Here is a 26,745-nt window from a genome sequence, read left to right as displayed (position 1 = left end):
TGGCATGGTCGCGCTCAAACGCTTCCGGGCCACTGGCCCATCTTTTGCGGATCTCGTTCCCTATGCCGGCCTGGTCGACAATGGCGTCCTCCTATTGAAGGACGGAAGCCTGATGGCCGGCTGGTATTTTGCTGGGCCGGATTCCGAAAGCGCCACCCACCTCGAGCGCAATGGACTCGCGCGCCAGATCAACGCCATCCTGTCGCGGCTCGGAAGCGGCTGGATGATCCAGGTCGAGGCCGTCCGTATCCCGACGTACGATTATCCCACGGAAGACCGCTGCCATTTCCCCGATGCTGTCACGCGCGCGATCGACTCGGAGCGGCGGGCGCATTTCGCGCGCGACCGGGGACATTTCGAGAGCAAGCATGCACTGATCCTGACTTATCGGCCGCTCGAAGCCAAAAAGACGGCTCTCAGCAAGTACATCTATTCCGATGAGGAGAGCCGTAAGAAGACCTATGCCGACACGGTTCTCTTCACATTCAAGAATGCAATCCGCGAGATCGAGCAATATGTCGCGAACACCCTCTCGATCCGGCGCATGGAAACGCGCGAGGCTGTTGAGCGGGGAGGGGAGCGCGTCGCCCGCTACGACGAACTGCTGCAGTTCGTCAGATTCTGCATCACCGGCGAAAACCATCCGATCCGATTGCCGGACGCTCCCATGTATCTCGACTGGATTGCCACCGCTGAACTCGAACACGGGCTCACGCCGAAAGTCGAGAACCGGTTCCTCGCTGTCGTGGCGATTGATGGGCTTCCGGCGGAGAGCTGGCCGGGAATCCTCAACAGCCTCGATCTGATGCCGCTCACCTACCGCTGGTCGTCGCGCTTCATCTTCCTCGATGCGGAAGAGGCCCGTCAAAAGCTGGAACGGACGCGCAAGAAGTGGCAGCAGAAAGTTCGTCCGTTCTTCGACCAGCTCTTCCAGACGCAAAGCCGATCTGTCGATCAGGACGCCATGTCGATGGTCGCCGAGACCGAGGATGCGATTGCGCAAGCATCGTCGCAACTGGTCGCCTACGGCTATTACACGCCCGTGATCGTTCTCTTCGATAGCGATCGGGAGGCATTGCAGGAAAAAGCCGAGGCGATCCGTCGGCTGATCCAGGCCGAAGGATTTGGTGCGCGGATCGAGACGCTAAACGCGACCGACTCCTATCTCGGTAGCCTACCGGGCAACTGGTACTGCAATATCCGCCAACCGTTGATCAACACTAGCAATCTCGCGGACCTGGTCCCGCTCAATTCGGTGTGGTCAGGAAACCCGATCGCACCATGCCCCTTCTATCCTCCGAATTCTCCTCCGTTGCTACAGGTTGCCAGCGGCTCGACGCCGTTCCGGCTCAACCTGCATGTCGACGACGTTGGCCACACCTTGATCTTCGGGCCCACCGGCTCGGGCAAGTCGACGCTCCTGGCGCTGATCGCGGCGCAGTTCCGGCGCTATGAACGCGCCCAGATCTTCGCGTTCGACAAAGGAAGCTCGCTCCTACCGCTGACGCTGGCTGCCGGCGGCGATCATTACGAGATCGGCGGCGATGTGCAGGAAGCTGGACAAGCACTCGCGTATTGCCCGCTCGCCGAACTCGCCACCGACGCAGACCGGGCCTGGGCGACGGAATGGATCGAGATGCTGGTGGCGCTGCAGGGCGTGGCCATCACGCCCGATCATCGCAACGCCATTTCCCGGCAGGTCGGCCTGATGGCGAGCGCGCCAGGCCGGTCGCTGTCGGATTTCGTGAGCGGCGTGCAGATGCGTGAGATCAAAGAGGCATTGCATCACTACACGGTCGACGGCCCGATGGGTCAGCTTCTCGACGCCGAGCAGGACGGCCTCACCTTCGGCGCTTTTCAGACCTTCGAAATCGAGCAACTCATGAACATGGGCGAACGGAACCTTGTCCCGGTGCTGACCTATCTGTTTCGGCGCATCGAAAAGCGACTCGATGGATCCCCGAGCCTGATTTTGGTCGACGAGGCCTGGTTGATGCTCGGCCATCCAGTTTTCCGCAGCAAGATCCGGGAATGGCTGAAGGTGCTGCGAAAGGCGAATTGCGCGGTCGTTCTTGCGACCCAGTCGATCTCAGACGCCGAGCGATCCGGCATCATCGACGTCTTGAAGGAGTCCTGCCCGACCAAGATTTGCCTCCCGAATGGCGCCGCTCGGGAGCCAGGGACCCGGGAATTCTACGAGCGGATTGGTTTCAACGAACGCCAGATCGAAATCGTCGCGACCGCGACCCCGAAGCGCGAATATTACGTCGCCACGCCGGAAGGCCGGCGTCTTTTCGACATGTCGCTTGGGCCTGTTGCACTGAGCTTCGTCGGAGTTTCCGGGAAGGAAGACTTGAAGCGCATCTGCGCGCTGAAATCCGAACATGGCCGCGACTGGCCGATCCCTTGGCTTCAAACGAGAGGAGTTCACGATGCCGCAACGCTGCTCAAAGCTTAGTTGGTTGGCCGGCCTCACGGCCACGGCAATGACAGTGGTCGCAATCGCACCAGCACACGCCGGCACCGCTACTGGAGCCGCAACCGAGTGGACCCAGGTGCTCAATAATGGCGAACTGGTGTCCCTCGTCGGCCAGTCTGGAGAGCAGATCCAGAACCAGCTCACCCAGATAAGCCAACTCGCGCAACAGATCGAGACGCAACTGAACATCTATCAGAACCTGCTCCAGAACACGGCGACGCTTCCGTCGCATATGTGGGGGCAGGTCGAGAGTGATCTCAACCAGCTCCGCAGCATCATCGATCAAGGCCAGAGCATCGCCTTTTCCATGGGCAACGCCGACGACGTGCTGCAGCAGCGATTCCAGAGCTATGCAACCCTCAAGACTAATCTGCCGAGCAATGAGACATTCTCCTCGACCTATCAAACCTGGTCGGACACCAACCGCGATACGATTGCCAGCACGCTGAATGCGGCAAGCCTCACGGCCGATCAGTTCGAGAGCGAGGAAACCACAATGTCCTCCTTACGGTCGATGTCAGAGACGGCCGACGGGCAGATGAAGGCCCTGCAGGTCGGCCATCAGATCGCGGCGCAGCAAGTCGCGCAAATGCAGAAGCTCCGCGGGCTCGTCTCGCAGCAGATGACGATGATGGGAACCTGGCTCCAGACGGAGCAGACCGACAAGGACCTCGCTCAGGCTCGGCGGGAGAAGTTCTTCGGTGCGACGGCGCCATCCACCTCCGGCGGTGAAAAAATGAAGGTGGAATGGTGAGAATAAAGCTGATCCTGATCGCAATCGCGAGCATTCTTGCCCTCGGCAGTGCCGGCATCTGGCTCCTCATCTCCGAAAGACAGGTGGCGCAGGAGCATCGTGCGAAGTTCCTCGGCTCGTCGAAGGAGTATCCCACGTCGGGCGGCCAGAAAATGAACGTCGAGTGGTGAAGCCCATGAAAGGGAAACAATTTCGATCGCTTCGCATAGCCATGCTGTTTGCCGCTTTCGCTGCGTTGGCGGCACAGCCCGCACTGGCTCAGGAGGGGTCAGTGCTGACTTCCCTTCAGAACCAGATCACGACCGCCGCGAAAGGATGGGAAAACACCGTCATGAATGCGGCGAAGTCGCTGTTCTGGATCCTTGCTACCATCGAGATCGGGATAGCGGCCGCCTGGCTCGCGCTTCAGGCTGCCTCTCTCGACAGCTGGTTTGCCGAGCTTGTGCGGCGGATCATGTTCGTGGGCTTCTTCGCCTTCGTGCTGGCGCAAGGCCCCACCTTCGCCAAGGCTGTCGTCGACAGCCTCTTCCAGATCGGCGCCGGAGGCGGCACCGCATCGCCGTCGGACGTTTTCAACGCCGGACTCGCCGTCGCAACCAAGATGTCCGAAAAAATTCAGTTCGGCCTTTTCGAGGACAATGCGCTCGCGATCTCGACCGCTTTTGCCATGATCGTCGTCGTCATTTCTTTCTCTCTTGTCGCGGCAATCTTCATCTCCGTCATGGTTGAGATGTATCTCGGCCTGCTTGCGGGAATGATCATGCTTGGACTTGGAGGGTCGTCGTTCACCAAAGACTTCGCCGCCCGCTATCTGGTTTACGCCTTTTCAGTAGGCATGAAGCTCATGGCGTTGGTCATGATCTCCCGCATTGGGTCGGAGGTCCTCATCGGATTGGCGAATGAGCCCCAAGTCGGCGACCAGTTCCAGACCGCACTCGCGATTGCCGGGATCGCCGTGGTCGTCTTCATCATTGCGATCTACGTGCCGAATATCATCCAAGGTGTTGTCCAAGGAGCCTCGGTATCCGGAGGAATGGAAACGATCCGTCACGGCGGGCAGGCAGCATCCTTTGCCGCAGGCGCAGGGTTCCTCGCAGCAGGCGGGGCAGGAGCCGGTTTTGCGGCTGGCGAGGCTGCCCGAGCAGCCGGCTCATCGTTCTCTGGCGCGGCTCTCCGCGGTATCGGCACCGGGATCGGATCAGCGGGCAAAGCTGCAGGATCCGCCGCCAAAGAGAAGGCGATCGGTTCGCCCGGCGCTTATGCGGGCTCAATCCTCGGACTTGCCAACGCCAAGCTCGATGAGCGCCGCGGCGGCTACAGCGCGCCGAAACCACCTCCCGAACGCAATGACTAACAGCAATCAGAAAGTGATGGATCGATGGCACAGAACCGCGTCCCCGAAAACCCTTATCTTGCCGCGCGGCAGGAATGGACGGAACGATACGGATCCTATGTGCGAGCCGCTGCGGCGTGGCGCATCGTCGGCGTTCTAGGCCTGACCATGGCCGTGATTGGCTTTGGATATGCCATGTATCTCAGCACTCAGGCCAAGCTCGTGCCCTACGTCGTCGAAGTCGACAAGCTTGGCACATCGGTCGCGGCCGGCTTCCCCGAACAGATCGAATATGCCGATGTGCGAGTGGTGCGCGCCACGCTTGGAAATTTCGTCACCAGCTTCCGTTCGATCACGCCCGATGCCGTGGTGCAGAAACAATATATCGGTCGAACTTACGCGCTCCTTCGTACCTCCGATCCTTCGACTGAGAAGATCAACGCGTGGTTTCGGGGCAATTCGCCGTTCGAGAAGGCGAAGACCGCAACGGTCGCGATCGAAGTCAATAACATCGTGGCGCTCTCAAACCAGACCTACCAGATCGACTGGACCGAATACGAGCGGGATCGCAAGGGCAAGGAAACCGGCACGCGCCGGTTTCGCGGGATCGCGACGGTCGCGCTGACTGCGCCGCAGGATGAGGCGACAATCCGCCTTAATCCGATCGGACTCTATGTCCGGGATTTCGACTGGACAGCGCAGCTTTAAGGGCAGGGGATTTTCCAATGCACAACACAGGATTGATCGCAGCCGCCGGCTGCATGGCCGCGCTCGTCCTTGCAAGCGACGCATTCGGCCAGAGCATGACATCGGATGAGGTGAAGGGAACGAACATTTCCCGGAAGTGGCGTGGCACACCGGGGCTCGTTACCACAGGGCCGGACGGGAAGGTTATCTTCCTGTTCGGCGAAACCCAACCTTCCGTGGTCTGCTCGCCGCTGCAAGTTTGCGATATCGAGTTGCAGGGCGGCGAGATCGTCCGGGATGTTCTGGTCGGTGATACGGTGCGCTGGAAGGTCGAACCGGCGACCTCCGGCGCGACCGGCGGACAGGCAATCCATCTGATCGTCAAGCCGTCGGAGCCAGGCCTCGTCACCTCGATGGTGGTCACGACGTCGCGGCGCACCTATCACATCCAGCTCAAGTCCCATCCGAGCCAATATATGGCTCGTGTCGGTTTCGAGTATCCAGAGGACGCGTCGACGAAGCTCACCGATATCAATTCCCGGCTCGAGACCGGCGGCATTCCCGGCACTGCCCCGGACAAGTTGAACTTCTCTTATTCAGTCAGCGGCAGCGCCTCGTGGAGACCGAAGCGGGTCTATTCCGACGGCGTGAAGACCTACATCCAGTTCCCCCGGTCAATCTCGGGACAGGACGCACCCGTCCTCTTCGTCGTTTCTGGCGGCCAGAACCGCATCGTCAACTATCGCATGAAGAACGATATGATGGTCGTCGACTTTGCGGTCGACAAGGCGATCCTTGTTTCCGGTGTCGGCTGGCGCCAACAGAAGATCACCATCCGGCGGGGAGGCTGATCGATGCGCAAGCTGCTCTCTTTGGTCATCGGCGCCGCTTTCCTTTCCGGCTGCCAGACTGCCGACAATGCCCTCACCACGAACTCCACCCCCGTCGCCGTCAGCGGACCGGCCGCAGGCGCCATCGCCGGCGATCTGGCAAGTCGGCTTACAGAACAGATGGGCCCAGCCGCCACGACAACAATCAAAATGGACAAGGACACTTCGGAGTATGCCGCTGCCCTGGAGGCGGTCCTGAAGGGGTGGGGGTATACCGTCGTCACCGACGGAAGTGTCGCCGAGGACCAGAAGCCGCTCGAACTCGCGTGGTCGATCGACAGCTTTGATGGCCAGGTACTTGCCCGTCTGACGACGCCGGCGATCGCGCTCAGCCGCGCCTATACCACCACGGCAGCTGGAGCCACACCGGCGAGCCCGCTTTCGATCATGCGGCGCAACTGACGGGAGAGATACATGGTCCAGTCGCTTCAGCTCGGCACGTCCGGCAATGCCGAGGATCAGCAGGGCATGCGCCGTCTCAACCGGCTGCCGATCATCATCGCTATCGTCGTTGTCGTGCTGTTCGTCGTCGTCGTCGTGATCGGCCTTTCGTGGCGCGGGCTGACCTTCAACCGCGGCAACGATCTCGACAGCGCATCCAATTCCCCGGCGACGAACTTCGGGGACCAGCTGAAAAAAGGCATCTCGGACGGCATCATCGGCGAGATTGAAAGGCAGGAGGTCTTCCAGCCAACACCCGTCATCGTCCAGAAAGAGGACAAACAGGAACCCGCTGTCGAGCGCCCACCGCTGGAACGACAAGAGCGCCGACCGCGGCTCGAGTCGGAGGAAGAGTGGAAGGCCCGGCTGAAGCGCGAGCAGGACGAGCAATATATCCGTCAGGCGCAGCGCCAGCGGATGGCACGCCTTCAGGCGCGCGCCACAGCTCTCGACTCTCCTTTGAAAGTCGACATCTCCGATGCCGAGAAGACTGCGGCAAATCCTACCGACGCCATGCGACAGAATTCGACGGCCACAGCAACCAATGCCTCGGACCTCTACGCCGCCGCTATGCAATCGGGGCTCATGGGCCAGAACATCGATCCGAACGGCCAGACCTCGAAGGAGGACTTCTTCAATCAGGACATCAAGGGCCTTGGCTACCTGCCGAACAAGGTCGAGCCACAGATGTCGCCCTACGAGTTGAAGCGCGGCTCGGTCATTCCGGCCACCTTGATCACCGGCCTCAATTCCGACCTGCCGGGCAGGATCACTGCGCAGGTCAGCCAGAATGTCTATGACAGCGCCACCGGCTATCGGCTTTTGATCCCGCAAGGCGCGAAACTTTTCGGGCGCTATGATTCCAAGGTCTCCTTCGGTCAGCAGCGCGTTCTCGTTGTCTGGACTGATCTCATTTTTCCGAACGGGTCGACGCTACAGATCGGTGGCATGGCGGGGACCGACGCCGAGGGCTATGGGGGCTTCAAGGACAAGATCGATCGCCATCTGTGGCGGACTTTCGGATCGGCGGCGTTGATCGCGCTAATTGGAACCGGAAGCGACATGTCGATGCCCGAGAGCTCGACGCTGGCGATACAGGATACTGCCTCGGATGCCGCACGACGAAGCTTCGCTGAATCCTTCGGCCGGGTGGCTGAGCAGGCCATTTCGAAGAACCTGAATGTCCAGCCAACGATCCGCATTCGATCCGGCTATAAGTTCAATGTCCTCGTCGGTCAGGACATCATCCTTCCGTCCGTCTATCGTGGGAATTAGCAGCGCAGGGGCAAGAGATCAGTCCTCGTGTCTACCACTGTTTGACGCGCGGTGTGTCGGTACAATCACTGCAGCGCAAAACCTTTCCTCAGTGGGTCATATTTTAGGCTGGCGCGGCTTGAAAGATGCATCTCCGCAGGTAGTGCTACGCACACGGCCCGAGGGAATGCTTCGCATTCGGCATGCACCGTAGGTTGCCGTCAAAAGTGATTGTGTGCGTAAATCGCAGCCATGACCCGATTGCCCAAACGCTAAAGCCAGCGTGACCGATCGTTTCGCCAAAGGACGAACTCGCCGGGTCAAGAAGATAGGAGAGATGTCCGTGGACGGAAACCTTCGCTCGCTCATCGATATGCTGGAAATCGCGCAAGATGGGCACATGATCAGGAGTGCTCTTACAAGCTTCGCGAATTCTTGCGGGTATGATCGGTTCGCCTACCTGCAAAAAGAAGGTGCCCAAGTCAGGACGTTCAACTCCTATCCTGGGCCATGGGAAGGCATCTACCTCAGTAGCGACTATTTCCGCATCGATCCCGTGCTGACGGAAGCAAAGCGCCGGCGGGACATATTTTTCTGGACCGCCGACGACTGGCCTGCCCGGGGATCTTCTCCTCTTCGACGGTTTCGCGACGAGGCAATCGACCACGGCATTCGCTGCGGCGTCACCATTCCCCTGGAGGGAAGCTACGGATCCGCGATGATGCTGACCTTTGCATCGGCGGAAAGGAAAGTGGACATTTCGGGCCTGCTGGATGCCAAAAAGGCGGTTCAAGTGTTGATGGCCGTTCACTATCAACTGAAGATCCTTGCGGCAAAGACCGCAATCAGTCCTAAGCGAATGCTGTCGCCGCGCGAAATGACGTGCGTCATATGGGCGACAAAGGGAAAGAACGCGGCCGAAACCGCGGAGCTTACCGGCATCACTCCCAGAACGGTGCAGCACCATCTGGATAACGCTCGTGAAAAGCTCGACGCAAAGACGGTGCCGCAACTCGTTGCCATCGCCAAGGATCGTGGCCTGGTCTGAGCTCTAGTTGTCATCCTCGAAAGGCACGACTGGAATGAAGCCGAGTGCATCCAGAATTTCCGAGAGTTCCTCCTGCTGAGCCTCGGAGATCTTTTGGCGCGCGATGTATTCGTCCTGGAGCGTCTGGAGCACGGAACTAGAGATCGACGGATCATCGTTTGCGCGCGACCACTCTTCGTAGACGGCCTGATCGGCCGCGAGAAGCCGACGGTGTTCGCGAATCGCTGAAACTGCCAAGGCTTCTAGTTCTGACTTTTGCATCGAAACGTATCGAGGTTCCCTCTCGTTTCTTTTGCCCTTGGAGGGACCTACATCTTTCATCCGTTTCTCTCCAACGTAATTCCTTTATCCGAAAACACGCCTTGCTCCGCATTAGATGACTTAAGCCATAACTGCACGGCTCGTGTTGCAGAGGAACATTTCCGACTGCATTGGCCGCGCAATATCATATGTCGTGCTGAATCGGAACTATCGTTCCTGGAACGATCATTCCTGTTCAGGTTCCGCTCACGTCATGGATCTCAAGGAGGTCATGGCGACCAATCTGCGTCGTCTACGTCATGACAAGCAACTGACGCAGGAAGAATTAGCGCACCGCTCGGGTCTGAGCGCCCGCTATATTGGAGCGATCGAACGCGGCGATGTTTCTGCCACAGTCACCGTGCTTGGCCAAATTTCCGAAGCGCTGGGTGTGGAACCAGCCGTACTTCTAACAAAATAAATCTGACAAGCTTTGCGACGTCGACCAAGAGCGTTGAAACCGGCCCTTCTTTGCGACACGGCCAAGCGCCGTGGGCAACCAAAACTAAGAGCTTGCGGCTATACATTCTTCGCAAGGAGAATGATTATGGCTACCGCATCCCGCGCCTACACCTGCCGAGGCTGCGGCCGTCAGTGAGATCGCAGTGAAGTCGGTTCACAATGCCATTGACTAGCGGATCATTGCTACTCAACTCGGCGGGAGAGCACTAACGATGAGGATCTGCTTCGCTTGAAGCTCTGGTATGGCGTCGGATCAATCTTGTCTGCCGAGCGCCGCAATCATCTCTTCGATACGATCGACCAGAACCCCGAGGCCGATATGGTCAGGGCGGACGACTATCTCATCGTTGATGTCGCACGGGCGAGAGAGCAGTTGGCTGCGCGTGCCGAGGCGCTTCGAGAAGCTGAACATATGGTCCAGAGCGAGAAGGGCCTGGTGGGCGGTGAGCCGGTCTCGAAAGGCACGCGGGTACCGGTCCGGATGGTTGTCGCGATGAAGGCCCCAAGGCGCGAGCACTGCTGAAATCGTCGACGGCTACCCTTCTGTCACAGCACGCATGGTCGAACATGCGGAGATCTGGTCTGCGGCGCACCCCGCCAGGGGACGGCCGCGGAAGCTTCTGAGCAGGACCTGAGGGTGAAATCCACGAAGCGTCTGCGACTTCGGAACGATAAGGCTCAAAAACGCCCTGGCTCGACCTCGTGAAGGGCCTAATCGATGAAGCCACCACACGTCTGTCATGGCCGTTGCCCAGCCGGGCTCCCACGACTGCTCCCATCTCACTTGGCTGGAATTGAGCAGCGAAGCCGACTGGGATCTGATGCCTCGTATCATCGATTCGGATTTCACGTTCGTCACCAATAACGCTCGCGACTTCCGCAAGCTCTATGCAAAAGAGGAACTGCATGCCGGCCTAGTCATCATCGTGCCGCAGGTGCTTCCTGAACTGCAACGAGAACTGTTTGCCCTTATCCTGGAGGAACTGGAAGAGCCGCCTGAAATCGTAAACGAGATCATCGAGGTGACGCTCGCAGAGAGGACGGCGCGGTTCTCACACGCTACTTTCTTTTGGAAGCCTGAGCGCCACGGGAGCCGTTACTTCCCACCGATCCTCGACAAGTCGATCCGTATTCCTGCGCTACCGCTTTCCTGCTGAGTCGTGTCTTCGGCCCCGCTTGGAGGCACACGTTCTACCTCTCCAGTCTCCTTCTCTTGGCTGCTTGTTGGCTCTCCCCGATAGTTGACGACCGCTTCGTCCGGATCCTTCGCTTGAAACACGCTCACGCCTTCGAATTCCCCAGTCTTCCAAGCGTAGACCGCATCCTCGAATATCTGGGGGAAGACGTCTTCACTCTTGGGGTTGCCGTACCACTTGGTAACGATCCTCAGAACCTTGGCAAACATCGCAGTTCCTTTGCGAAGATTTTCGCAGGCATCAACGAGGTCCGGCTGAAGGCCCGCCGCATTCTTCACGCCGACGCCCGCCGGAAACTGTGTCAGGCCGACGCGAACCACCGCCTGACCGGCATATTGCCTCACAATCGCCATCGCCTCGTCGGCCGACGTTGCCTTCGGCACGAGGATCAATCGGCCACCCGATTTGACGGAAACGGCGAGCGGGTCCGTCGAGCCTGCCGCTGCCACGAACTGCTCGGCGATCGCGGGCGTTAGTGAAGGGTCGGTGCATTCTTTGATGAGCGCAGGGTCGAGCATGACATCTCCTCGGGCGGTTAGGTGTTGAAGGAAAGAACAAGCGGCTTTGCGAAGAGGTTCGCCCATGCGACAGCACTCGCGTGTTGGATGGCGACGATGGATGTCCCTTGGGTCCACCATCCGTTTCCGACCGCAAGGATCAGGTCTGGGTCGTAGAGCATCGATTGTAGTGCCGGCCAGACGATCAGTTGCTCATAGCAAATGAGGGGCGCGACCTGACGATCACCTACAGCCGAGAATGGATTGGCAAAGAAATGCGCCCGGGCACGGCCGCTGTCACCAAACCGCAACCGCCACGGCTGCCACATCGAGCCGGGGACCGGCATTCGCTCGCGATATAGGACCTTGCCCCCGTCGGCAGAGATCGCGACAAGCACATTATCATATCCCTCAGCATCGACGACGGCGGCGCCGGCGACCACGAAAATCTCCGTGCCCTGAAGAGCCCTGACCCAGAGCCGTTCGACCGTCGGCGTCCAAAATCCCAGTGCGCTTTCGGGCAGAACGACGTTCCGGATACCGCGGGATGCACGATCCTTCACCGTTGCAATCAGATCACGGTGCCGCTGAATGCTGGCCTCACGGCCGAGCGATGCCCCCAGTTCGAGATCGACGCCCTGCCAACCCTCAGGTATCTTCGGCTCGGTCCAGTTTGCGGCGGACCAGAACCAAAAGCCTGTGAAGGCGATCGCGACAGCCGGCCACATGCGGGTTAGGAGGCCCATGAGGCCGGCTGTCATCGCCGCCAATCCCCACCATCCCCATCCAGGAAATAGAACGCCCGCCGATGTTACGGGATGCGCCCAGCCGGTGATGCCGAACGGAGGCACCGCCATGAGCGCGGCCGCCACCAGGTAGCGAAACTGTCGACGGTCAGGGCGCTTGGTCCAGAGCACGGTATGCGCGGCAACAAAGCTCCCCGAGGCGCACAGCCATAGCAATAAGCCCGGCCAAAGATCGGAGGCGTAGAAAGACGCCACGCCCTGCGGCAGACAACGGGATGCCGCGAGGAAATATCCGGCCGAAACTATTGCCGCCACGTACCTCGATCGCGCATGCCCCCATAGGACGGGGAAACCCAGCGCCGCCGGAAGGAGCAGGACATGGCCGCTCCACCCAATCATTCCGGCAAGAACAGACGCGACCGTCAGCACTGCCGGCTGTAGGTAATCACGGCGCATAGGTCAGTACCTCGTGCGCCAGGCCGAGAATGCCTGCAGCCGGGATCGGACCGAAATAGCGAGAGTCGTAGGAGCCGACGAACGGCGAGTGCAGGAAGACGTAACCCGCCGGCACGATCCCGCCTCCGAACGGCGTCAACGGTCGTCCCTTTCCGTCCCGGTGCTGAAGAGCGGAGAAGCGGACCGGATGTCCATCGATGCTGACGCCGATGCCAATGTCGACGCGCTGTCCGGCGACGGCGATGATCGTCTTGATGAGCGGCGCGATGCCGCCGGGGCAGAGGCCGGCGCGCAGGTAACCACGCATCTTTGCCTCGCGCATGGCCGAGGTTTGAGGTGGACAACTGAGAACGAGATCGCCAGCGGCGGCCGGTCTGTCGAGCTCGATGATACGCCAGAGACCGAGACGTTCGCTCGGCGTGAGATTGATCCGGTAGCCGCCGAACCAGGCGACCGAGATCGTTCCCAGCAAGGCCATTGTGATGGTGGCGAAGCCGAACAGGAGCCCTCTATTGCGTCGCCTCCTCAGCGCCGCTGCAATGAAAGGGATAGTCATTTCAGCGACATCCCTTGGCTCTTCGTCTGCCGCAGTGTCTCGGCTTGTTTCAGGGCCTCGGTCGTTCGCTCATGGGCACCGAGCTTCTGCACTGCGCCCATCAGGCTCCAGGCTGACTGGACCTCCGCTTTCTGACCGGGGCTCAAGCCGGCGGTGATCGTCTTGAAGGTCTCTCCGCTCGTGTCCTTCGCAGCCAACGGCACGAAGGTCCGCTCGCCGAAACGTTCGGCGACAGCTTTGGCAAATCCCTCGAGTTCCGCCTTCACCATCTTGTCCGCAAGTGCGAACTCGAGCGCTGAGGGAAGGTCATTGCGGTCGATGGCGTCCCGCACGCGCTCGAGCGTCTGGCGTGCATTCGGAGAGAGCGCCGGGATGTCGATCGACACCTTGCGACGGGCCGCCAGTTCATCGGCCTGATAGCGTTGTTCGGCCTGACTGCGCTGGCGCAGGTAATCGCCGAGACTTTGAGCAAGAGCGGGAACGTTGCGTTCCGCCCTCTCGCGATCCTGCTTATCGGCGCGGCTCGCGAGCAAGCCGGTTTTCCCCTTGAGCGCACCAAAACTTTCCGGCTTGCTGGCGATCTTCGCAAGCGTCGATTTGGCGACGGTCTCATCCTTCAGCATGGCGTCGACATTGACCGTCTTGAAGGCCGCTTCCGGCTGCGCATAGACGAGATGGAAGCGGGTCGAGACATCTTCCCATTGCTTCTTCAGACCAGGATCGGATTCGAGCTTATCGGCAACCGCCTGCTCGACCGATTTCGGGAATGTCGCGATACCGGCAACCATCGGGCTGGCCTCCTTGCTGCTTTGGGAATGGGTCGGTTTGGTACTGGCACCGAGGCCGAGCTTGGCACCGATGGCGAGGAACCTGTGAGCCAGATCAGTCAGTTTCTGTTTCTGGCGGATCGTCCATTCGAGCCGGTCGCGGGCAAGTGTTCGGGCGACGTTGACGATATGCAGGCCGCGGGCTTCGGCGAAACGGAGGGCCTGGCGGTAGAAGGTGGCCTTCTCGTAATCGAGCGTGGTTTCTTTGGCGTTCTTTCGCGACAGGATCTTGATCAGACTGCCGGCGAACGCGAAGGATCGGGTGCCGTAATAGACGCGGAGATCCTCGCGATGACGCGTCATCGCCACATAGGTCAGATGCCGATTGAGGGAGAGGGACGCGAGCACCCTGACCCTGTCGACGGTGGCGCCCTGGCTCTTATGGATCGTGGTGGCATAGCCATGGTCGAGATTGTTGTAGAAGCGCTGTTCGACGGTAACCTGGCGGCAGTGCTCGCCTTCGCCGATCTCTGCCACGATGCGGTTTTGCGCGGCTTCGACGACCTTGCCGAGCATGCCATTCTTGACGCCGAGCGAGCCCTCGTTCTTCAGGAAAACGATCTGGTCGCCGATCGCAAAGTTGCGGTGTCCGTCCTCCGTCCGGAAAGCAAAACCTTCGCCAATAATGCCGCGCTCGACAAGCTCGGAGCGCGCCATCTCGTTGAGCATCCGCACGTCGCGACGGAGATGAGCGAGGATCAGTGTCGTCGTAGTCGGATCGTAATCACGGCTCCAATCGGCGATGAGGGTATCGACTGCCTCGTCCTTCAGCCTCAAACCGATCATTCGACCCTGTGCGGTATAGGCATCGACAGCCTTGCTGATATTGCCGCGGGCGAGATCGAGCGAAGCCTCGCGCATCCATTGTTCGCGCTGACGATAGATGGTTTCGAGTTCGGCATAACCGATGCGATCGGCAATCGCGCGGAATGCGGCCCCGGCTTCGATAGGCTGGAGTTGTTCCGGATCGCCGACGAGGACAAGCTTGGCGCCGGCCTTGGTTACGGTCTCGACCAGGTGCGCCATCTGCCGTGACGACACCATGCCGGCCTCGTCGAGAACGAAGATAGTCTTTGCGTCGAGCTGGTTTCGGCCTTTGTTCCACCGAAGCTCCCAGGACGAAAGCGTGCGCGAGGCGATCCCTGCTTCCTTCTCCAAACCCTCCGCCGCTTTACCGGCAAGCGCGCCACCGACGACACGGTATCCGGCTGCTTGCCACGCCTCGCGTGCGGCTCTCATCATCGTCGTCTTGCCGGCGCCGGCGCGACCGATGACGGCTGCGATCCGCTCGGATCCTGCCACATGTTCGATCGCGGTCTTCTGCTCCTCCGACAAGCGCGAATGGCGCGCAAACGTCGCCTCCAGCACTGCTTCCCGGACGCCATGTGAAGATCGCCCCGAGAGCCAGATCGCGCGGTTGGCCATCTCCGCTTCGAGCCGGATCAGCTCGCGCGTCGTGTACTTAGCCGGCACCCGTGTGCCGGTCGCGAATGCGATCCGCTCGCGCTCGAGACGGAGCGCTTCGGGGCACTGCAGGACGCGAACCATCAGGCTTTGGAACAGGGCGGCATCATCGATATAGCGATGCAGGATCTTTGCCACGTCGCGTTCATCGAAGACGCTCTTCTCACGGGTGATCAGGTGGAGGACGATCTCCGGTCGGCGCTCAATCCGACGTGCGTTCTCGCTTTGCCGCGCCTCCTGCAGTTCGATCCGTTCGAGCTTTGGTGATCCGGCCGACGATTGTGTCGTCGCCTGCTCCACCTTCCGGCCGATGGCCGTCGCGCCGACACCGATATGGATGGTCGGCTCGACTTCGATGCCCTGCTTTTTGAAGGATCGGCCATCGATGCGAATGTCGAGTCCGGCCATTGCCAGGTGCCGGTTCTGGCAGGCAAACCAGCCGTCGCGAAAGGCGTTGAAATCCTCGAGGCTTCCGGCCCAAAGCTCGTAGACGATCTTGCCGGCGTCGTTGCGGAGCGGATTGCCGTCCGGTCCAAGAACCGCGACCTTCTTGCCGCCGAACCCGTCCTCGGTGAGCGGCCGAAGGGTCGTCATCAGATGGACATGCGGGTTGCCCGGCGCATCGTGATAGACCCAGTCCGCCACCATGCCCTGGGCGGTGATGTGCCGCTCGACGAAGTCGCGGACGAGCGCGATGTTCTGCTCGGCTGTCAGCTCGACCGGCAGCGCAATCGTCACATCCTTGGCGAGCTGAGCATCGGAGCGCTTTTCGAACTCCTCGACCTTGTTCCAGAAGGCTTCCGACGCGCCGGAGACCGAGCGATCGGCAATCATTGCCTGCAGCCATTCGGGTGCATCGGCCGGGATGACGAACTCTTCGTGCAGGAGGCCCTGCTTGCGGGTGTAGTCGATTGTCCGCGCTTCCCGCTCGTATTCCATCTTGGCGCAGTGGCGATAAGCCGCCGACAGCACGGCGCTGCGGCCGGAGCCGCGGGCGACGACACTGACGGAGAAATGAGGAACGGCCACGGCGGTCTGAGCTCCGATTGTGAACAGATTCAACAGGTTCGTCGGGAGCGGCAGCCCAGCCGGGGTCAAAAGCAGAGCGTCGCATTGGCGACGTATAATTGCGCCCTTGGAAGCCGCTCCTTCGGAACGGCCGGGATCATTCACCAAAGCATCGCCGTTGGCGATTGTAGGATTCACAGTAGTGCGTGCCGCACTCTGTTCGGAAAAACTGGCTTCGAAAGACAAGCTTTCTCAGCCAGGGAGACGGACGGAATGAAAAAACCAACCTCGAAAATCCGCGACGAAATCGCCAAGCTGCAGGAACAGCTCAAGGCCGCGGAAACCCGCGACGCCGAGCGCATCGGCCGGATTGCCCTCAAGGCTGGCCTTGGAGACATCAAGATCGAGGAAGCCGAGCTTCAGGCGGCCTTCGAGAGCCTGGCAAAACGCTTTCGCGGGGATCAGGGAAATACGACCGGAGGAAAGAAGGGCGCCGGCGACGGCATCGGATCGGCGTCGACCGCGGTCCCAGCTGGCACGGCTCAGAGCGGCCTTGGCGAGGCTTGAGCGAATGGCGAGGACGACGACATCCGACGCCCGCAAGAAGGACACGCGGGAGAAGATCGAACTCGGCGGCCTGATCGTGAAGGCGGGCTTGCGGTATGAGAAGCGCGCGCTCCTGCTCGGGGCATTGGTCGAACTCAGTCAGCGGCTGAATTCCGACGAAGGTGAGCGGGCGCGGTTGATCGCGATAGGCGCGGAGGCGTTCGGCGATGACGGCGAATAGGATCACACTCGCTGTCGCGCCTGTCGTGCTGATGGTTTTGGCCGTCATCGGCATGACCGGGATCGAGCAATGGCTGTCGGCCTTCGGCAAGACCGATGCCGAGAGGCTGACTTTGGGCAGGGTCGGGATCGCCTTGCCCTATGTCGCCGCCGCGGCGGTCGGCGTGATTTTCCTGTTCGCGAACGCCGGCTCGGCGAGCGTCAAAGTGGCCGGTTGGGGCGCCCTGACGGGAAGCGCGACAACGATGTTGGTCGCGACGACGCGCGAGGCGAACCGTCTCGCCGCATTCGCCGGGCAAGTGCCGGACGGAACGTCCATCACCTCGTACCTTGATCATGCAACGATGGTCGGTGCGACGGCGGCGTTGATGGCGGGATGTTTTGCGCTGCGCGTCGCGCTGATCGGCAATGCCGCCTTCGCGCGTGCCGAGCCGACACGCATCCGGGGACAAAGGGCGCTGCATGGTCAGGCCGACTGGATGAAGATGCAGGAAGCGGCAAAGCTCTTCCCCGATACCGGCGGCATCGTCATTGGCGAGCGCTACCGAGTTGACAAGGACAGCACGGCGGCGCGCTCGTTTCGCGCCGATGATCCCGAAACCTGGGGCGCCGGCGGCAAGTCGCCGCTGCTTTGCTTCGACGGTTCGTTCGGATCCTCGCACGGGATCGTCTTCGCGGGTTCGGGCGGTTTCAAGACGACGTCGGTGACAATCCCGACAGCGCTCAAATGGGGCGGGGCACTTGTTGTCCTCGATCCTTCGAACGAAGTGGCGCCGATGATCCATGACCATCGCAAAGGCGCGGCACGCTTCATCCGCATTCTCGATCCGAAAGAACCGGAAACCGGGTTCAACGCGCTCGACTGGATCGGCCGCTTCGGCGGGACGAAGGAGGAAGACATCGCCTCGGTCGCGTCATGGATCATGAGCGACAGCGGCGGCGCGCGCAGTGTCCGCGACGACTTCTTCCGCGCCTCGGCGCTGCAGCTGTTGACCGCACTGATCGCCGACGTCTGCCTGTCCGGTCATACGGACCCAGAGAACCAGACCTTGCGTCAGGTGCGTTCCAATCTGGCGGAACCGGAACCGAAACTACGCGAGCGGCTGCAGTCGATCTACGACAATTCGAACTCGGATTTCGTGAAAGAAAACGTGGCTGCGTTCGTCAACATGACGCCGGAAACCTTCTCCGGCGTCTACGCCAATGCGGTCAAGGAAACCCACTGGCTGTCCTATCCCAACTATGCCGCGCTCGTGTCCGGTGCGACCTTCTCGACTGACGCGCTTGCTGCCGGCGAGACCGATGTGTTCATCAACATCGACCTGAAGACATTAGAGACCCATGCCGGTCTTGCGCGCGTGATCATCGGTTCGTTCCTCAACGCGATCTACAATCGCGACGGCGAGGTGAGGGGGAGGGCGCTCTTCCTTCTCGATGAGGTCGCGCGGCTCGGCTACATGCGAATCCTCGAGACCGCGCGCGACGCCGGGCGCAAGTACGGGATCACGCTCACGATGATCTATCAGTCGATTGGGCAGATGCGCGAGACCTATGGCGGCCGCGACGCGGCGAGCAAATGGTTCGAGAGCGCGAGCTGGATTTCGTTCGCTGCGATCAACGATCCGGAGACGGCGGACTACATCTCCAAGCGCTGCGGCATGACCACGGTCGAAATCGACCAGGTCAGCCGCAGTTTCCAGGCGAAAGGATCCTCACGAACGCGCTCGAAGCAATTGGCGGCGCGGCCGCTAATCCAGGCGCATGAGGTTCTTCGCATCCGGGCAGACGAGCAGATCGTCTTCACTGCCGGTAACCCGCCGCTTCGCTGTGGACGAGCGATCTGGTTCCGGCGAGACGACATGCGCGGATGCGTTCAGCCAAGCCGGTTTTTAGGCGCGCCTCGTCTACCCTGATTGGTCAACTTGCGCTACGGATCGCCCGGCCGTCTTCATGACTCGCCGGCCCAAGGAGTGCTTTCCGGATTCATAGATTGGCTCGACAAAGCCGGTTTTCTTTGAACTCGGCGGACATGATGAGTCTCTCGATAGCCCTGAGATGAAGAGGTTCCGAACGAATTTGTGATGCCTCCTGCCTGGTCGCGTAGACGGCTATGCCGTGGTGGCACGGATCTCGAAGGCGAAGTTTCTCGGGGCCGCACATCGGTCCTCTCGTGCATTCCCGCCTGTATCGATCCTAATCGAGGTGGCAGTGCACCTTGCGGCTCTGCGCAGGGAAGAAAGGCCGCGCTGGAGGCACCGCCTGCGTACCGGAGGCGTTCTCGCGGATTGCCTCGGTTTTAGGCTCAGTTTCGTGTTTGAGCTATCGCGAAAGGATCATAGCCCGCTCGCGGACTCCGTTCGCACCGGCGAATAGAGCCGTACGCCGGAGGCTGGCGTGTCATTCGTCATTCTCCCCAAAGTACCGGGGAGCCGACCAATATATTCGCCTAGATAGACGCAAATCCAGCAAATACAGCATTACTGTAATTGCTGACGAGAAAGAGCCCCGCCCGGATCCGGGCGGGGCTGGCAGGCGCTTCAGTCGCGGTTTGGGCGGGACCAGATAAGCTGGAGGCCATCTTCGCCTTCCACTTCCACCAGCGTCGCGTAGATCGGAGCCGGGAAGCTCGGGTCGTCGAGCTTGACCGAGAGGTAATCGCGGCCCTGCTCGGAGGTCTTCTGCCAGGCGGCGCCCAGTTCGACAGCGCCCGCGTAGATGCGGAAGTGTGCGCCCTTATCAGAGGGGTTTTCGACGCGGGCGATGCGAGCCTTGACGTTGAGGGCGAGAGTGCGGATCGAGCCGGTGAAGCCGTTTCCGGTGGACGTGAAGGTACCGATAGTTGCCATTGTCATGTTCCTTTCGCTGTTTCGGGCCGCGCCCTTCGCGGCCTCGATGGCTGTCGCAAAGACCGGGGACGATCGGACCGCACCTGAAGGGCCGGAATGAAATGGAGGGCGGCCGGGAGGAACTTTGTTGTTCCGCGAGGAATGGTGGCGGAGTCGCCAAGGGAAGAAAGTTCTGCAGGGCGTTGCGGGAGGACGATCGAGGCGAAGCCGTTCTCCGGTCAGACATGCCTCATCGAGCCCCCGAGAGGGAGCGCCGGCGACAATGAGGAGGAGGAGCATGGTGACTCTAGCACCGTGCGATCGCATCTGTTCAAACGGCTCATAGGTGAAACTGCGCCGGATGCCAGGTCGTTTGCCGCCAACATCTCCGTTTGGAGCTCCGCAGAGGCGCCACTTGCATGGATCCATACGCGGTATATCGTTGCAGCGCGAATCGTTCTGCCCAAGAGGATCCACGCGCAAGAGACAAAGCCGTTCACCGCCGAAATCAAGCCGTCCCGCAAGCCGAAATTCGGCCCACAGAAGACCTCGATCTGGGCAAGCTGGACTTGCGAAGAGATAAAGACTGCAGATGAAGACCGAGCCGGTGGTGGAGTCGGCCACCGCCGTTGGCGGCACCAGTCCTGATTGCGGGACGCCGGGAGCTGCTTTAGCCTGTTTCAAGCCGCCTGCCGGTCTTGCTGCTCCGCCGGCTGAACATCATGAAGATAGGCAGCGGCACGCTGGGCATGCGCCGCGGCGTGGATGATCGCCCGCTTGTCTCCTGATAGGACCGTGAGCCAGGACTGAAGGTATGACACGTGATCCTGCCGCGGCTCGAGTTCCGGCGCGATGCCGAGGTCGGCGCATAGGAAGCAGCTGCCAAGCTCGGCAACATATTCTGACAGTCAAGCAGGCAGCAGCGATTGAGCGAATTCCCCCAGGTAAACCGCTGCCAACAGCGTTGTTCTGCCGGCACAGCACGACAGCCTGGCGACGGCCTTGTCGAAGGCCAGTGCCGCGAGCTTGAAGCCCTCGACGGTCGTGAGCTATGGAAAAGATCGTCTCCGCGATATCGTTGACGGTAGGGCCCTATCGGATCGCCAGCGTCGCGGTCTGGATGCTGTCGGCGCCTTCCGGCGCGAGGATGTGGGCGCCGAGCAGACGACCGCTGCCAGCGTCGGTGGCAAGCTTGATGAGGCCGCGGGTGTCGCGAGCCGCAAGCGCACGGGGCGCCTGGTCGAGAGCGATCGTCGAGACCCGCACGGCTTGTCCGGCGGCACTCGCCGCCGTCTCGGTCAACCCGACGCTCGCCACCTGCGGATCGGTGAATACGATGGCCGGCATTGCGCTGTTGTCGTAACGCAGATTGTCGCCGTCGAGGGCGCTCTTCGCCGCGAGCTTGGCGCCGTAGGCGGCCATGTAGACAAAGTGGTCGCGGCCGGTCGCCGGCGGCATAGATGCCGGCCGTGGTCGTACGCATGCGTCGTCGACGACGATGCCGCCTGTCGGCGAGATGGCGATGCCGTGTTCGGCAAGGCCAAGGCCTTCGATGTTGGGCGTGCGATGGGTTGCGATCAGCACCTGATCCGCTTCGATCGCACCATCTTGGCCGTCACGCGTGATGGTCAACAAGACGCCGTCCTCGGTCTTGCGGATCGCGCGGTGGGCAATGCCGGAGACGACGGTGATCCCCTCGTCCTCGAAATACCCCGTCAGCGTCGCGCCGATTTCCGGTTCGGCCTGGGGCACCAGGCGCGACCGACAGACGAGCGTCACCTTGACTCCGGCGCGAGCAAATAACTGGACGAGTTCGCCGCCGATATAGCCACCGCCGATGACGAGCAGCGAGCGCGGCAGTTCCTCAAGGTCGAGCGCCGTGGTCCTCGTCAGATACGGCACAGTGTGGATGCCCGGGATGGCGGGTAGGGGCCGGCCGCGCACCGGTGGCGATGATGATCTTGCCGGCAGGAATGCGCGTGCGGTTCACCTCGACACCGCCGTCGGTGAGGCGCGCCGGCTCGTTGCGATAAGCGATGCCGTTGTAGGCGGGCAGCAGCTCGACATACTTGGCCTGGCGCAGCGCGGAGACGAGCGCATCCTCCTGGGCGAATGGTTCCGCGCCAGTCGCTCAGTTCGGCCTGCGCCGTGTGCCGGCAAGCGGACCGCCGCGCGCGCATTGTGCAGGGTCTCGGCGGCGCGGATCAGCGTCTTCGGCGGCACGCAGCCGACATTGACGCAGGTGCCCCTGATGGTGCCGCTGCCGTCGCGTGCGACTTGGGCACCCTGATCAGCGGCCGTGATCGCGACCGAGCCGGCGCTAATCACCACGACGTTGTGGGCGCCTCCCATTGCCACCCTTGGCGCGGAGAGGGCGGCTGGCTCCCGTCGTGCTCTTCGGCGCCGTGATCGAGACCGGCGAGGCTCGGCCCGAACAGCGCGCGCCCGGCCTCCAGTCCTTCCGCGATCGTCTGCCGAAACCGGGGCTGCTCGGCGGAACGTGCGCTGCGCCAGGCGGAGAGATGTTCGTCCAAGCAGACAAAGGCGGTGGCGCGCAGGCGAGCTCGCGGCGATTGCGATTCGCGATCGGTCATGGTCCGAGCGCATCCACCGCGCATATGGCGTTGAGCACGCGTCCATCCAGTGTCACCCGATGGCCCGTCTCGCCGTCGGTGACGGGATGGCACCGACGATCCGATCACCATCGAGAACGACGAGGTCGCGCCGGCGCAGGTCTGCGAGCAGAGGCCGGATGGCCGTCTCGCTGAGTCCCGCACGCTCCCCCAGCGCGCTCCTCATCGGGGCGCGTCCGTCTTCGGCATAGAGCTGGAGCAGCGCGACGCGCACGCGACCCGCGGCGGGATCATAACCGCGCCAGCGATTGACCACATGGTCGGAGCCGACCATGGCCTTGAGGGCATCGGGGACCGCCGGCGATGTGACTACCGAGCAGTCGGGAAACGTCACGCCCGGCCGCACGGCAAAGCTCGGCGGCGTCGCCGGCGTGGAAATGACAGCCTTGCCGAGGGCCGGGGTGACAGGTATGCAGCGGGCCGAGCTTGCCCGGCGGACGGCCTGCAATCTGAGACGGTGTGCTATTCTGAGAAGGTCGGCCTTTTGCTCGAGCCACCGCGGACGGCGATCGCCGACCTGAAGCGCATGGAACGGGTGCTCAAGGACGTCGTTGCCCAGTGCGGCGACCGCACGCTCCCGGAATTCCGCTGATCGAGACGCTGTTCAAGGAGCGAACTGTGACTGAACGAGTTGCGTGGGCGCCTATGCGGCGCCCCGAACCTCGTGTTGGCGAGCGCCGGCCTGCTGCGCGTGCATCCAGTCGGCGATCTGCTGCGCCTTGCTCGCAGCGGTGAAGATGGCGCGCTTGTCGGAGCGCAGCACCTCGAGCCAGGAGGCGATGTAGCGGGCATGGTCGGGCCGCGGTTCGACGCTGAGGCTGAGGTCGGCGCAGATCATCGCGCTCAAGAGTTCGACCGTGCATTCCTCCATCGCATAGGTGGCGGAGCCGAAGCGTCCGGAGAGGTCGCGGTCGAGGCGGTGGCTGGCGCCGGAGGCGTGGCCGCATTCGTGAAGCAGCACGGTATAATAGGCGATGGCGTCACGGAAGCAGGCGAACTCGGGCATCTGCACGTGATCGGTGGACGGACGGTAGTAGGCCTGCGAGCCGCCGTGCCGGATCTCGATGCCGAGGGCGCTGCAGAAGCGTTCGGCCCGCTCGATTCGCTCGGCCTCGGGCAGCACCGGCATTGCGGGCGGCGTGTAGCCGTCGACCTGCGCGCAGTTGAACACCGTATAGCCGCGGGCGAACATGTGCCGGCCGGGCTCGTCGCTATCCGCGTCGCCGTCCTGGTCGTCTGCTTCGCCGTGGCGATCGGCGACCTTCCAGAACACGACCAGGTGACCGCGTTCGCCCTTGCGGACTTGGGCGCCAAGCGCCTGCCATTGGCGATAAGTGCCCCAGATACCGGCGGGATAGCCGGCCGCGTGGGCCGCGGCCCAGAGTGCGATGACGTTTACGCCGCGATAAGCCTTGCTTGACGCGATGTTGATGGGCGTGGTGATGGGCGATCCGTCGTGATGCCAGGGCATCCGGTACTCGCCGGCCTCGGCCTCGATAGCGGCGATGATCTGGCTGGTGACGCGCTCGTAGACATCAGTCGGGGTCTGGGGGGTGCGATCTGTGGTCATTGCTGCCTCCTTAACTCGCCCTCTCCGTCGAGGGCGAGGCGGCAGGGGCAGACGCGGGAGGCCGGCCCGTCACACCCTGTTCTCGGCGCTGGTGCGGAACAGGGTTGATGGGCTGGCAGCGTTTGCCACACCCGAGCCCTGCCTCGACGGGCGAGCTGAAGAAGGCGCGGACCATGATCAGCGCGCGCGGGACGGTTGGATGATGCGCGGCTCTCGGCCGGCGTTGTCTCGCCGCGAGCGCTGCAAGGCGACAAACCCGGCGTCAACAGATCTGGCCAGCTCCTGCCGCAGCCCCTCGATGCCCGCATCCCGCTCGGCGATCGAAGCCTGCCACGGCCCGCTTAGCATCAGGAGCCAGACGCGGTCCGAACCTCGTCTATGCTGATCAGGACCGCCGTCATTCGCTCGAGGTCTTGTTAGAGGGTACTGCGCTGCAGATGGGACAGCCGCTTCTCCTTCAACAGGCTCCTGGCTTCTTGCGCTGAACGGGCCCCGGCGGGCCGATGTCTTGCGGTGATGCAGGCATTGGGCCAAAGGGTCGGCTGGCAATGCGCTATCAGCGGGCCTTTGGCATCAGTTGCCTGCTTCAGGCAGGCGGCAGTGCCGGGATCGAAGAAGCAGTCGGCCGTCGAGCGTCTCGGTATGGGCGTTGCGGCGGGTCCGGACAGCGTCGCGCCGGCCCGACGCCCATCGAAATAAGTCAACAGATCATCGAGCTCGCCGAGACTGTGCTGGTTCTCGACCCCCGCGCGGAAGCCGAATTGGCTGGAGCCGGCATAGCCTAGAAGGCGGCAACGGAAGCATGTTTATACTGAATCATGCCGGCGATTGTGCCGAAGGGCCAGTTGGCAATGTGCCATGCGATCGTGCGTCTGAACTGCCTCGTCGTGATCCGCCAGGGCCGATCACCGGGTCCGTCCGGAATTGCCAGTGTGTCCGGTGTGCCGAACAGGTCGTTGAGATGGTCGCGGAAGCGGTTGAGCTGACGAACGATCTCGGCTGAGAGGTGATCCTTGCAAACGGGCCTTGCGATAAGCACCGGCCAGAGCGTCGTGAGGCCATGGGCAGATGCCATGACAGGCGCTCGAGAACTTCGACAGCCTTGGCTACAAGCTCGATCGTAATTCCCTCGGCCGGCTCACCTTGGTCTGACCTACCCCTCTAGGCGACCGATCGAACGCGATGACGCATGATCATCCCATCTTCACTGCGCGTGAAGGAAAGACACCCGCGCTGCATTTGCCTGCACCTCCCCAATCGCGCATCCGGTCATATAGGCGCAGAGGATATAGGCTGCCGACTGCCCATCGCGTAGCATACCCTGCCGTGCTAGACGTGACCGAAATCATGAGGGGTTGGAAGGCGTGTGAAAGATCGTGCGGCATTTGAAGAGGTCCCATCGGGAGCGGACCGGTTCCCGCTCAATGGCTCCTCAAAAGGCCCGGAGCCGGGCGCGATCAGCCCCAGCCGGCTAGTTGACCCTCCAAGGATCGATTAAGGAAGATACGGAGGCGCGCAATACGCCATCACAAGAGAGCGGGATTGACCGGCACCTCCAAGCATGAAGTTTGCGCTACATCCCCCATCACGGCGGGAAGCCACGTCGACTCGAGGTGGGATTTTATTTGGAGGTTGAGAGGTTGGCCTTCATGAGCGCTTCATCTATCGATTTTGCTCCAAGCGCCGCGAGCGCACGAGCAAGGCTTTGTTCGACTTCAGGGATACATCTTCCCTGAATCAGAGCGATCTCGGCGACAGATCTATCTTCGGACACCCACCGAAGACACGATTTTTCGTGGGGTGAGAGCATGGTTTCCCAATTCAACCGCCAGGTTGTGCACTGCGCACTACGGACCATCGGCCTCGGAAACCGTAACAAGAGCATCGCCGGCGAAAGGATGGCCAACGGGTGGCCATATACTCCCTAGGGACTTCTTGATGAGGGATGGAGAGCGCAGTGAAGCCCGATGCCTCCCCTCCTGCTCCTTATCCCAAGTGGAGCTGAGTTCGAGTTCGGGCCTGAGTTGCAGGAAATCCGCGTTGGCTTCTGGGAGCAAGCCGACCTTTCCGTGAAAGGATGCTCCCTGCCGCCTGCGCAGGGTGATCTGAAGCCATACGTCGCGCCGGCTGCCACAGCGCGCGCGTCCCTCGCCTTGAGCACAGTAGAGGGCCGGCGCGCCGGCCCTCGCCGGAAATGCCGCGGCAATCGCGATAGCCGCGGAATGCAAGGACGCGGGACAGTTTCATGAGCTTCTCCCAAGGTTGAAGATGCACTCCTCTTACGCGGGCCTCTGTGCCACTTATTTACATTGCGCAAATTAATCCACATTGCAACAGATTGTTCGAACCTTTTGTCCGAAGCCGGACAAGAATGTTGGTGGCAGGCCAGGGATTTCGCTGGCGGCCGGCGCCGACAGTGGTGCGGCGAAGGGGGCGCGCCAATCCGGCACGCAACTTGCTCGGAGGGTTTTGTTGACAGCGGACGGCAGCGGCACATCTTCGGTGGATTGGCAGACGTTCGTGATGAGAGCGT

27 protein-coding genes and 3 pseudogenes are annotated in these 26,745 nt (G+C 61.5%); 17 read left to right on the top strand and 13 right to left on the bottom strand.

The window, feature by feature from the left end:
* The first annotated feature begins 4 nt into the window (after positions 1-4).
* The 9 genes from CO676_RS22720 to CO676_RS22680 all read left to right on the top strand — a co-directional run bounded on the left by CO676_RS22720 (position 5) and on the right by CO676_RS22680 (position 8,886).
* Positions 5-2,458: a conjugal transfer protein TrbE gene (locus tag CO676_RS22720; RefSeq protein WP_097522731.1), complete on the top strand. Its 2,454-nt coding sequence runs from the start codon at positions 5-7 to the stop codon at positions 2,456-2,458.
* Entirely contained in the window at positions 2,433-3,233 is an 801-nt protein-coding gene (gene trbJ / locus CO676_RS22715; RefSeq protein ID WP_046118768.1) for a P-type conjugative transfer protein TrbJ, read from the top strand. Before CO676_RS22720 ends, trbJ begins: the two co-directional genes overlap by 26 nt.
* Positions 3,227-3,403 (top strand): entry exclusion protein TrbK, encoded by a 177-nt coding sequence (gene trbK, locus CO676_RS22710; RefSeq protein ID WP_097522730.1) that lies wholly within the window; start codon positions 3,227-3,229, stop codon positions 3,401-3,403. The genes trbJ and trbK overlap by 7 nt, the downstream gene beginning before the upstream one ends.
* 5 nt (positions 3,404-3,408) lie before the next feature.
* Entirely contained in the window at positions 3,409-4,587 is a 1,179-nt protein-coding gene (gene trbL / locus CO676_RS22705) for a P-type conjugative transfer protein TrbL (RefSeq protein ID WP_097522729.1), read from the top strand.
* A 24-nt stretch (positions 4,588-4,611) separates the two neighbouring features.
* On the top strand, positions 4,612-5,274 hold the full coding sequence (locus tag CO676_RS22700; RefSeq protein ID WP_046118765.1) for a conjugal transfer protein TrbF: 663 nt from the start codon (positions 4,612-4,614) through the stop codon (positions 5,272-5,274).
* A gap of 17 nt (positions 5,275-5,291) precedes the next feature.
* Complete coding sequence (gene trbG / locus CO676_RS22695; RefSeq protein WP_097522728.1) at positions 5,292-6,104, top strand: P-type conjugative transfer protein TrbG; 813 nt, start codon at positions 5,292-5,294, stop codon at positions 6,102-6,104.
* A gap of 3 nt (positions 6,105-6,107) precedes the next feature.
* The gene (trbH, locus tag CO676_RS22690) at positions 6,108-6,545 is read left to right on the top strand and encodes a conjugal transfer protein TrbH (protein WP_097522727.1); all 438 of its coding nucleotides are present in this window, start codon (positions 6,108-6,110) and stop codon (positions 6,543-6,545) included.
* Between the two features lie 12 nt (positions 6,546-6,557).
* Positions 6,558-7,859, top strand: a complete 1,302-nt coding sequence (gene trbI, locus CO676_RS22685; protein WP_097522726.1) for an IncP-type conjugal transfer protein TrbI — start codon at positions 6,558-6,560, stop codon at positions 7,857-7,859.
* 316 nt (positions 7,860-8,175) lie between these two features.
* Positions 8,176-8,886: an autoinducer binding domain-containing protein gene (locus CO676_RS22680; RefSeq protein ID WP_097522725.1), complete on the top strand. Its 711-nt coding sequence runs from the start codon at positions 8,176-8,178 to the stop codon at positions 8,884-8,886.
* 3 nt (positions 8,887-8,889) lie between these two features.
* Here CO676_RS22680 and CO676_RS22675 read toward each other — a convergent pair whose 3' ends face one another.
* Positions 8,890-9,207 carry a transcriptional repressor TraM gene (locus CO676_RS22675; RefSeq protein WP_046118760.1) on the bottom strand — a complete coding sequence of 106 codons (318 nt, stop codon included), beginning with the start codon at positions 9,205-9,207 and terminating at the stop codon, positions 8,890-8,892.
* 193 nt (positions 9,208-9,400) lie between these two features.
* Here CO676_RS22675 and CO676_RS22670 point away from each other — a divergent pair, with 193 nt between their 5' ends.
* The 3 genes and pseudogenes from CO676_RS22670 to CO676_RS22660 all read left to right on the top strand — a co-directional run bounded on the left by CO676_RS22670 (position 9,401) and on the right by CO676_RS22660 (position 10,805).
* The gene (locus tag CO676_RS22670; protein ID WP_046118759.1) at positions 9,401-9,607 is read left to right on the top strand and encodes a helix-turn-helix transcriptional regulator; all 207 of its coding nucleotides are present in this window, start codon (positions 9,401-9,403) and stop codon (positions 9,605-9,607) included.
* A gap of 178 nt (positions 9,608-9,785) precedes the next feature.
* Positions 9,786-10,354: pseudogene (locus CO676_RS22665) on the top strand (DUF433 domain-containing protein).
* Positions 10,355-10,388: 34 nt separating this feature from the next.
* Positions 10,389-10,805: a DUF5615 family PIN-like protein gene (locus tag CO676_RS22660; RefSeq protein ID WP_234706700.1), complete on the top strand. Its 417-nt coding sequence runs from the start codon at positions 10,389-10,391 to the stop codon at positions 10,803-10,805.
* Here CO676_RS22660 and CO676_RS22655 read toward each other — a convergent pair.
* From CO676_RS22655 to traA, 4 genes are read right to left on the bottom strand one after another with little or no spacing between them, the layout of a single operon-like run.
* Complete coding sequence (locus CO676_RS22655; RefSeq protein ID WP_046118758.1) at positions 10,745-11,362, bottom strand: TraH family protein; 618 nt, start codon at positions 11,360-11,362, stop codon at positions 10,745-10,747. The genes CO676_RS22660 and CO676_RS22655 overlap by 61 nt on opposite strands.
* 17 nt (positions 11,363-11,379) lie before the next feature.
* A complete protein-coding gene (locus CO676_RS22650; protein WP_097522724.1) occupies positions 11,380-12,543 on the bottom strand; it encodes a conjugal transfer protein TraB in 1,164 nt (387 codons plus the stop codon).
* Positions 12,533-13,099, bottom strand: coding sequence for a conjugative transfer signal peptidase TraF (gene traF, locus CO676_RS22645; protein ID WP_097522723.1), 567 nt, complete (start codon positions 13,097-13,099; stop codon positions 12,533-12,535). The genes CO676_RS22650 and traF overlap by 11 nt, the downstream gene beginning before the upstream one ends.
* Positions 13,096-16,419 (bottom strand): Ti-type conjugative transfer relaxase TraA, encoded by a 3,324-nt coding sequence (traA, locus tag CO676_RS22640; RefSeq protein ID WP_097522760.1) that lies wholly within the window; start codon positions 16,417-16,419, stop codon positions 13,096-13,098. The genes traF and traA overlap by 4 nt, the downstream gene beginning before the upstream one ends.
* A gap of 252 nt (positions 16,420-16,671) precedes the next feature.
* Here traA and traC point away from each other — a divergent pair, with 252 nt between their 5' ends.
* The 3 genes from traC to traG are packed head-to-tail and all read left to right on the top strand — an operon-like array spanning position 16,672 to position 19,097.
* The gene (traC, locus tag CO676_RS22635) at positions 16,672-16,965 is read left to right on the top strand and encodes a conjugal transfer protein TraC (protein ID WP_097522722.1); all 294 of its coding nucleotides are present in this window, start codon (positions 16,672-16,674) and stop codon (positions 16,963-16,965) included.
* 4 nt (positions 16,966-16,969) lie between these two features.
* A complete protein-coding gene (locus CO676_RS22630; RefSeq protein ID WP_046118795.1) occupies positions 16,970-17,185 on the top strand; it encodes a type IV conjugative transfer system coupling protein TraD in 216 nt (71 codons plus the stop codon).
* Entirely contained in the window at positions 17,172-19,097 is a 1,926-nt protein-coding gene (gene traG, locus CO676_RS22625; protein ID WP_097522721.1) for a Ti-type conjugative transfer system protein TraG, read from the top strand. The genes CO676_RS22630 and traG overlap by 14 nt, the downstream gene beginning before the upstream one ends.
* Positions 19,098-19,721: 624 nt before the next feature.
* Here the strand turns inward: traG and CO676_RS22620 are convergent.
* The 3 genes and pseudogenes from CO676_RS22620 to CO676_RS36835 all read right to left on the bottom strand — a co-directional run bounded on the left by CO676_RS22620 (position 19,722) and on the right by CO676_RS36835 (position 21,911).
* Positions 19,722-20,030 carry a DUF736 domain-containing protein gene (locus CO676_RS22620; protein WP_046118793.1) on the bottom strand — a complete coding sequence of 103 codons (309 nt, stop codon included), beginning with the start codon at positions 20,028-20,030 and terminating at the stop codon, positions 19,722-19,724.
* A 659-nt stretch (positions 20,031-20,689) separates the two neighbouring features.
* Positions 20,690-20,911, bottom strand: a pseudogene (locus tag CO676_RS22610) (zincin-like metallopeptidase domain-containing protein); the annotation flags it as partial.
* A 190-nt stretch (positions 20,912-21,101) separates the two neighbouring features.
* Positions 21,102-21,911 (bottom strand): FAD-dependent oxidoreductase, encoded by an 810-nt coding sequence (locus tag CO676_RS36835; protein WP_280952044.1) that lies wholly within the window; start codon positions 21,909-21,911, stop codon positions 21,102-21,104.
* Positions 21,912-21,927: 16 nt separating this feature from the next.
* On the opposite strand from CO676_RS36835, the gene CO676_RS36830 reads away from it, so the two are divergent.
* Positions 21,928-22,299 (top strand): hypothetical protein, encoded by a 372-nt coding sequence (locus tag CO676_RS36830; protein ID WP_280952043.1) that lies wholly within the window; start codon positions 21,928-21,930, stop codon positions 22,297-22,299.
* A 34-nt stretch (positions 22,300-22,333) separates the two neighbouring features.
* Here the strand turns inward: CO676_RS36830 and CO676_RS36825 are convergent, their stop codons facing one another.
* The 3 genes from CO676_RS36825 to CO676_RS36815 are packed head-to-tail and all read right to left on the bottom strand — an operon-like array spanning position 22,334 to position 23,090.
* Positions 22,334-22,603, bottom strand: a complete 270-nt coding sequence (locus CO676_RS36825) for a hypothetical protein (protein WP_097522719.1) — start codon at positions 22,601-22,603, stop codon at positions 22,334-22,336.
* Positions 22,600-22,659 (bottom strand): hypothetical protein, encoded by a 60-nt coding sequence (locus CO676_RS36820; protein WP_084726824.1) that lies wholly within the window; start codon positions 22,657-22,659, stop codon positions 22,600-22,602. Before CO676_RS36820 ends, CO676_RS36825 begins: the two co-directional genes overlap by 4 nt.
* Entirely contained in the window at positions 22,656-23,090 is a 435-nt protein-coding gene (locus CO676_RS36815; protein WP_280952045.1) for a hypothetical protein, read from the bottom strand. Before CO676_RS36815 ends, CO676_RS36820 begins: the two co-directional genes overlap by 4 nt.
* On the opposite strand from CO676_RS36815, the pseudogene CO676_RS22585 reads away from it, so the two are divergent.
* Positions 23,020-23,254: pseudogene (locus CO676_RS22585) on the top strand (MerR family transcriptional regulator); the annotation flags it as partial. The gene CO676_RS36815 and the pseudogene CO676_RS22585 sit on opposite strands and share 71 nt — an antisense overlap.
* A 31-nt stretch (positions 23,255-23,285) precedes the next feature.
* Here the strand turns inward: CO676_RS22585 and CO676_RS22580 are convergent.
* Positions 23,286-24,212 (bottom strand): zincin-like metallopeptidase domain-containing protein, encoded by a 927-nt coding sequence (locus CO676_RS22580; RefSeq protein ID WP_097522717.1) that lies wholly within the window; start codon positions 24,210-24,212, stop codon positions 23,286-23,288.
* Positions 24,213-24,993: 781 nt separating this feature from the next.
* A complete protein-coding gene (locus CO676_RS36195) occupies positions 24,994-25,287 on the bottom strand; it encodes a hypothetical protein (protein WP_052728471.1) in 294 nt (97 codons plus the stop codon).
* Positions 25,288-26,745 lie beyond the last annotated feature (1,458 nt).

The sequence above is a fragment of the Sinorhizobium sp. BJ1 genome, from assembly GCF_002531555.1.
Lineage (GTDB): Bacteria > Pseudomonadota > Alphaproteobacteria > Rhizobiales > Rhizobiaceae > Sinorhizobium > Sinorhizobium fredii_B.
This window is presented reverse-complemented; position numbering and strand designations above follow the sequence as displayed.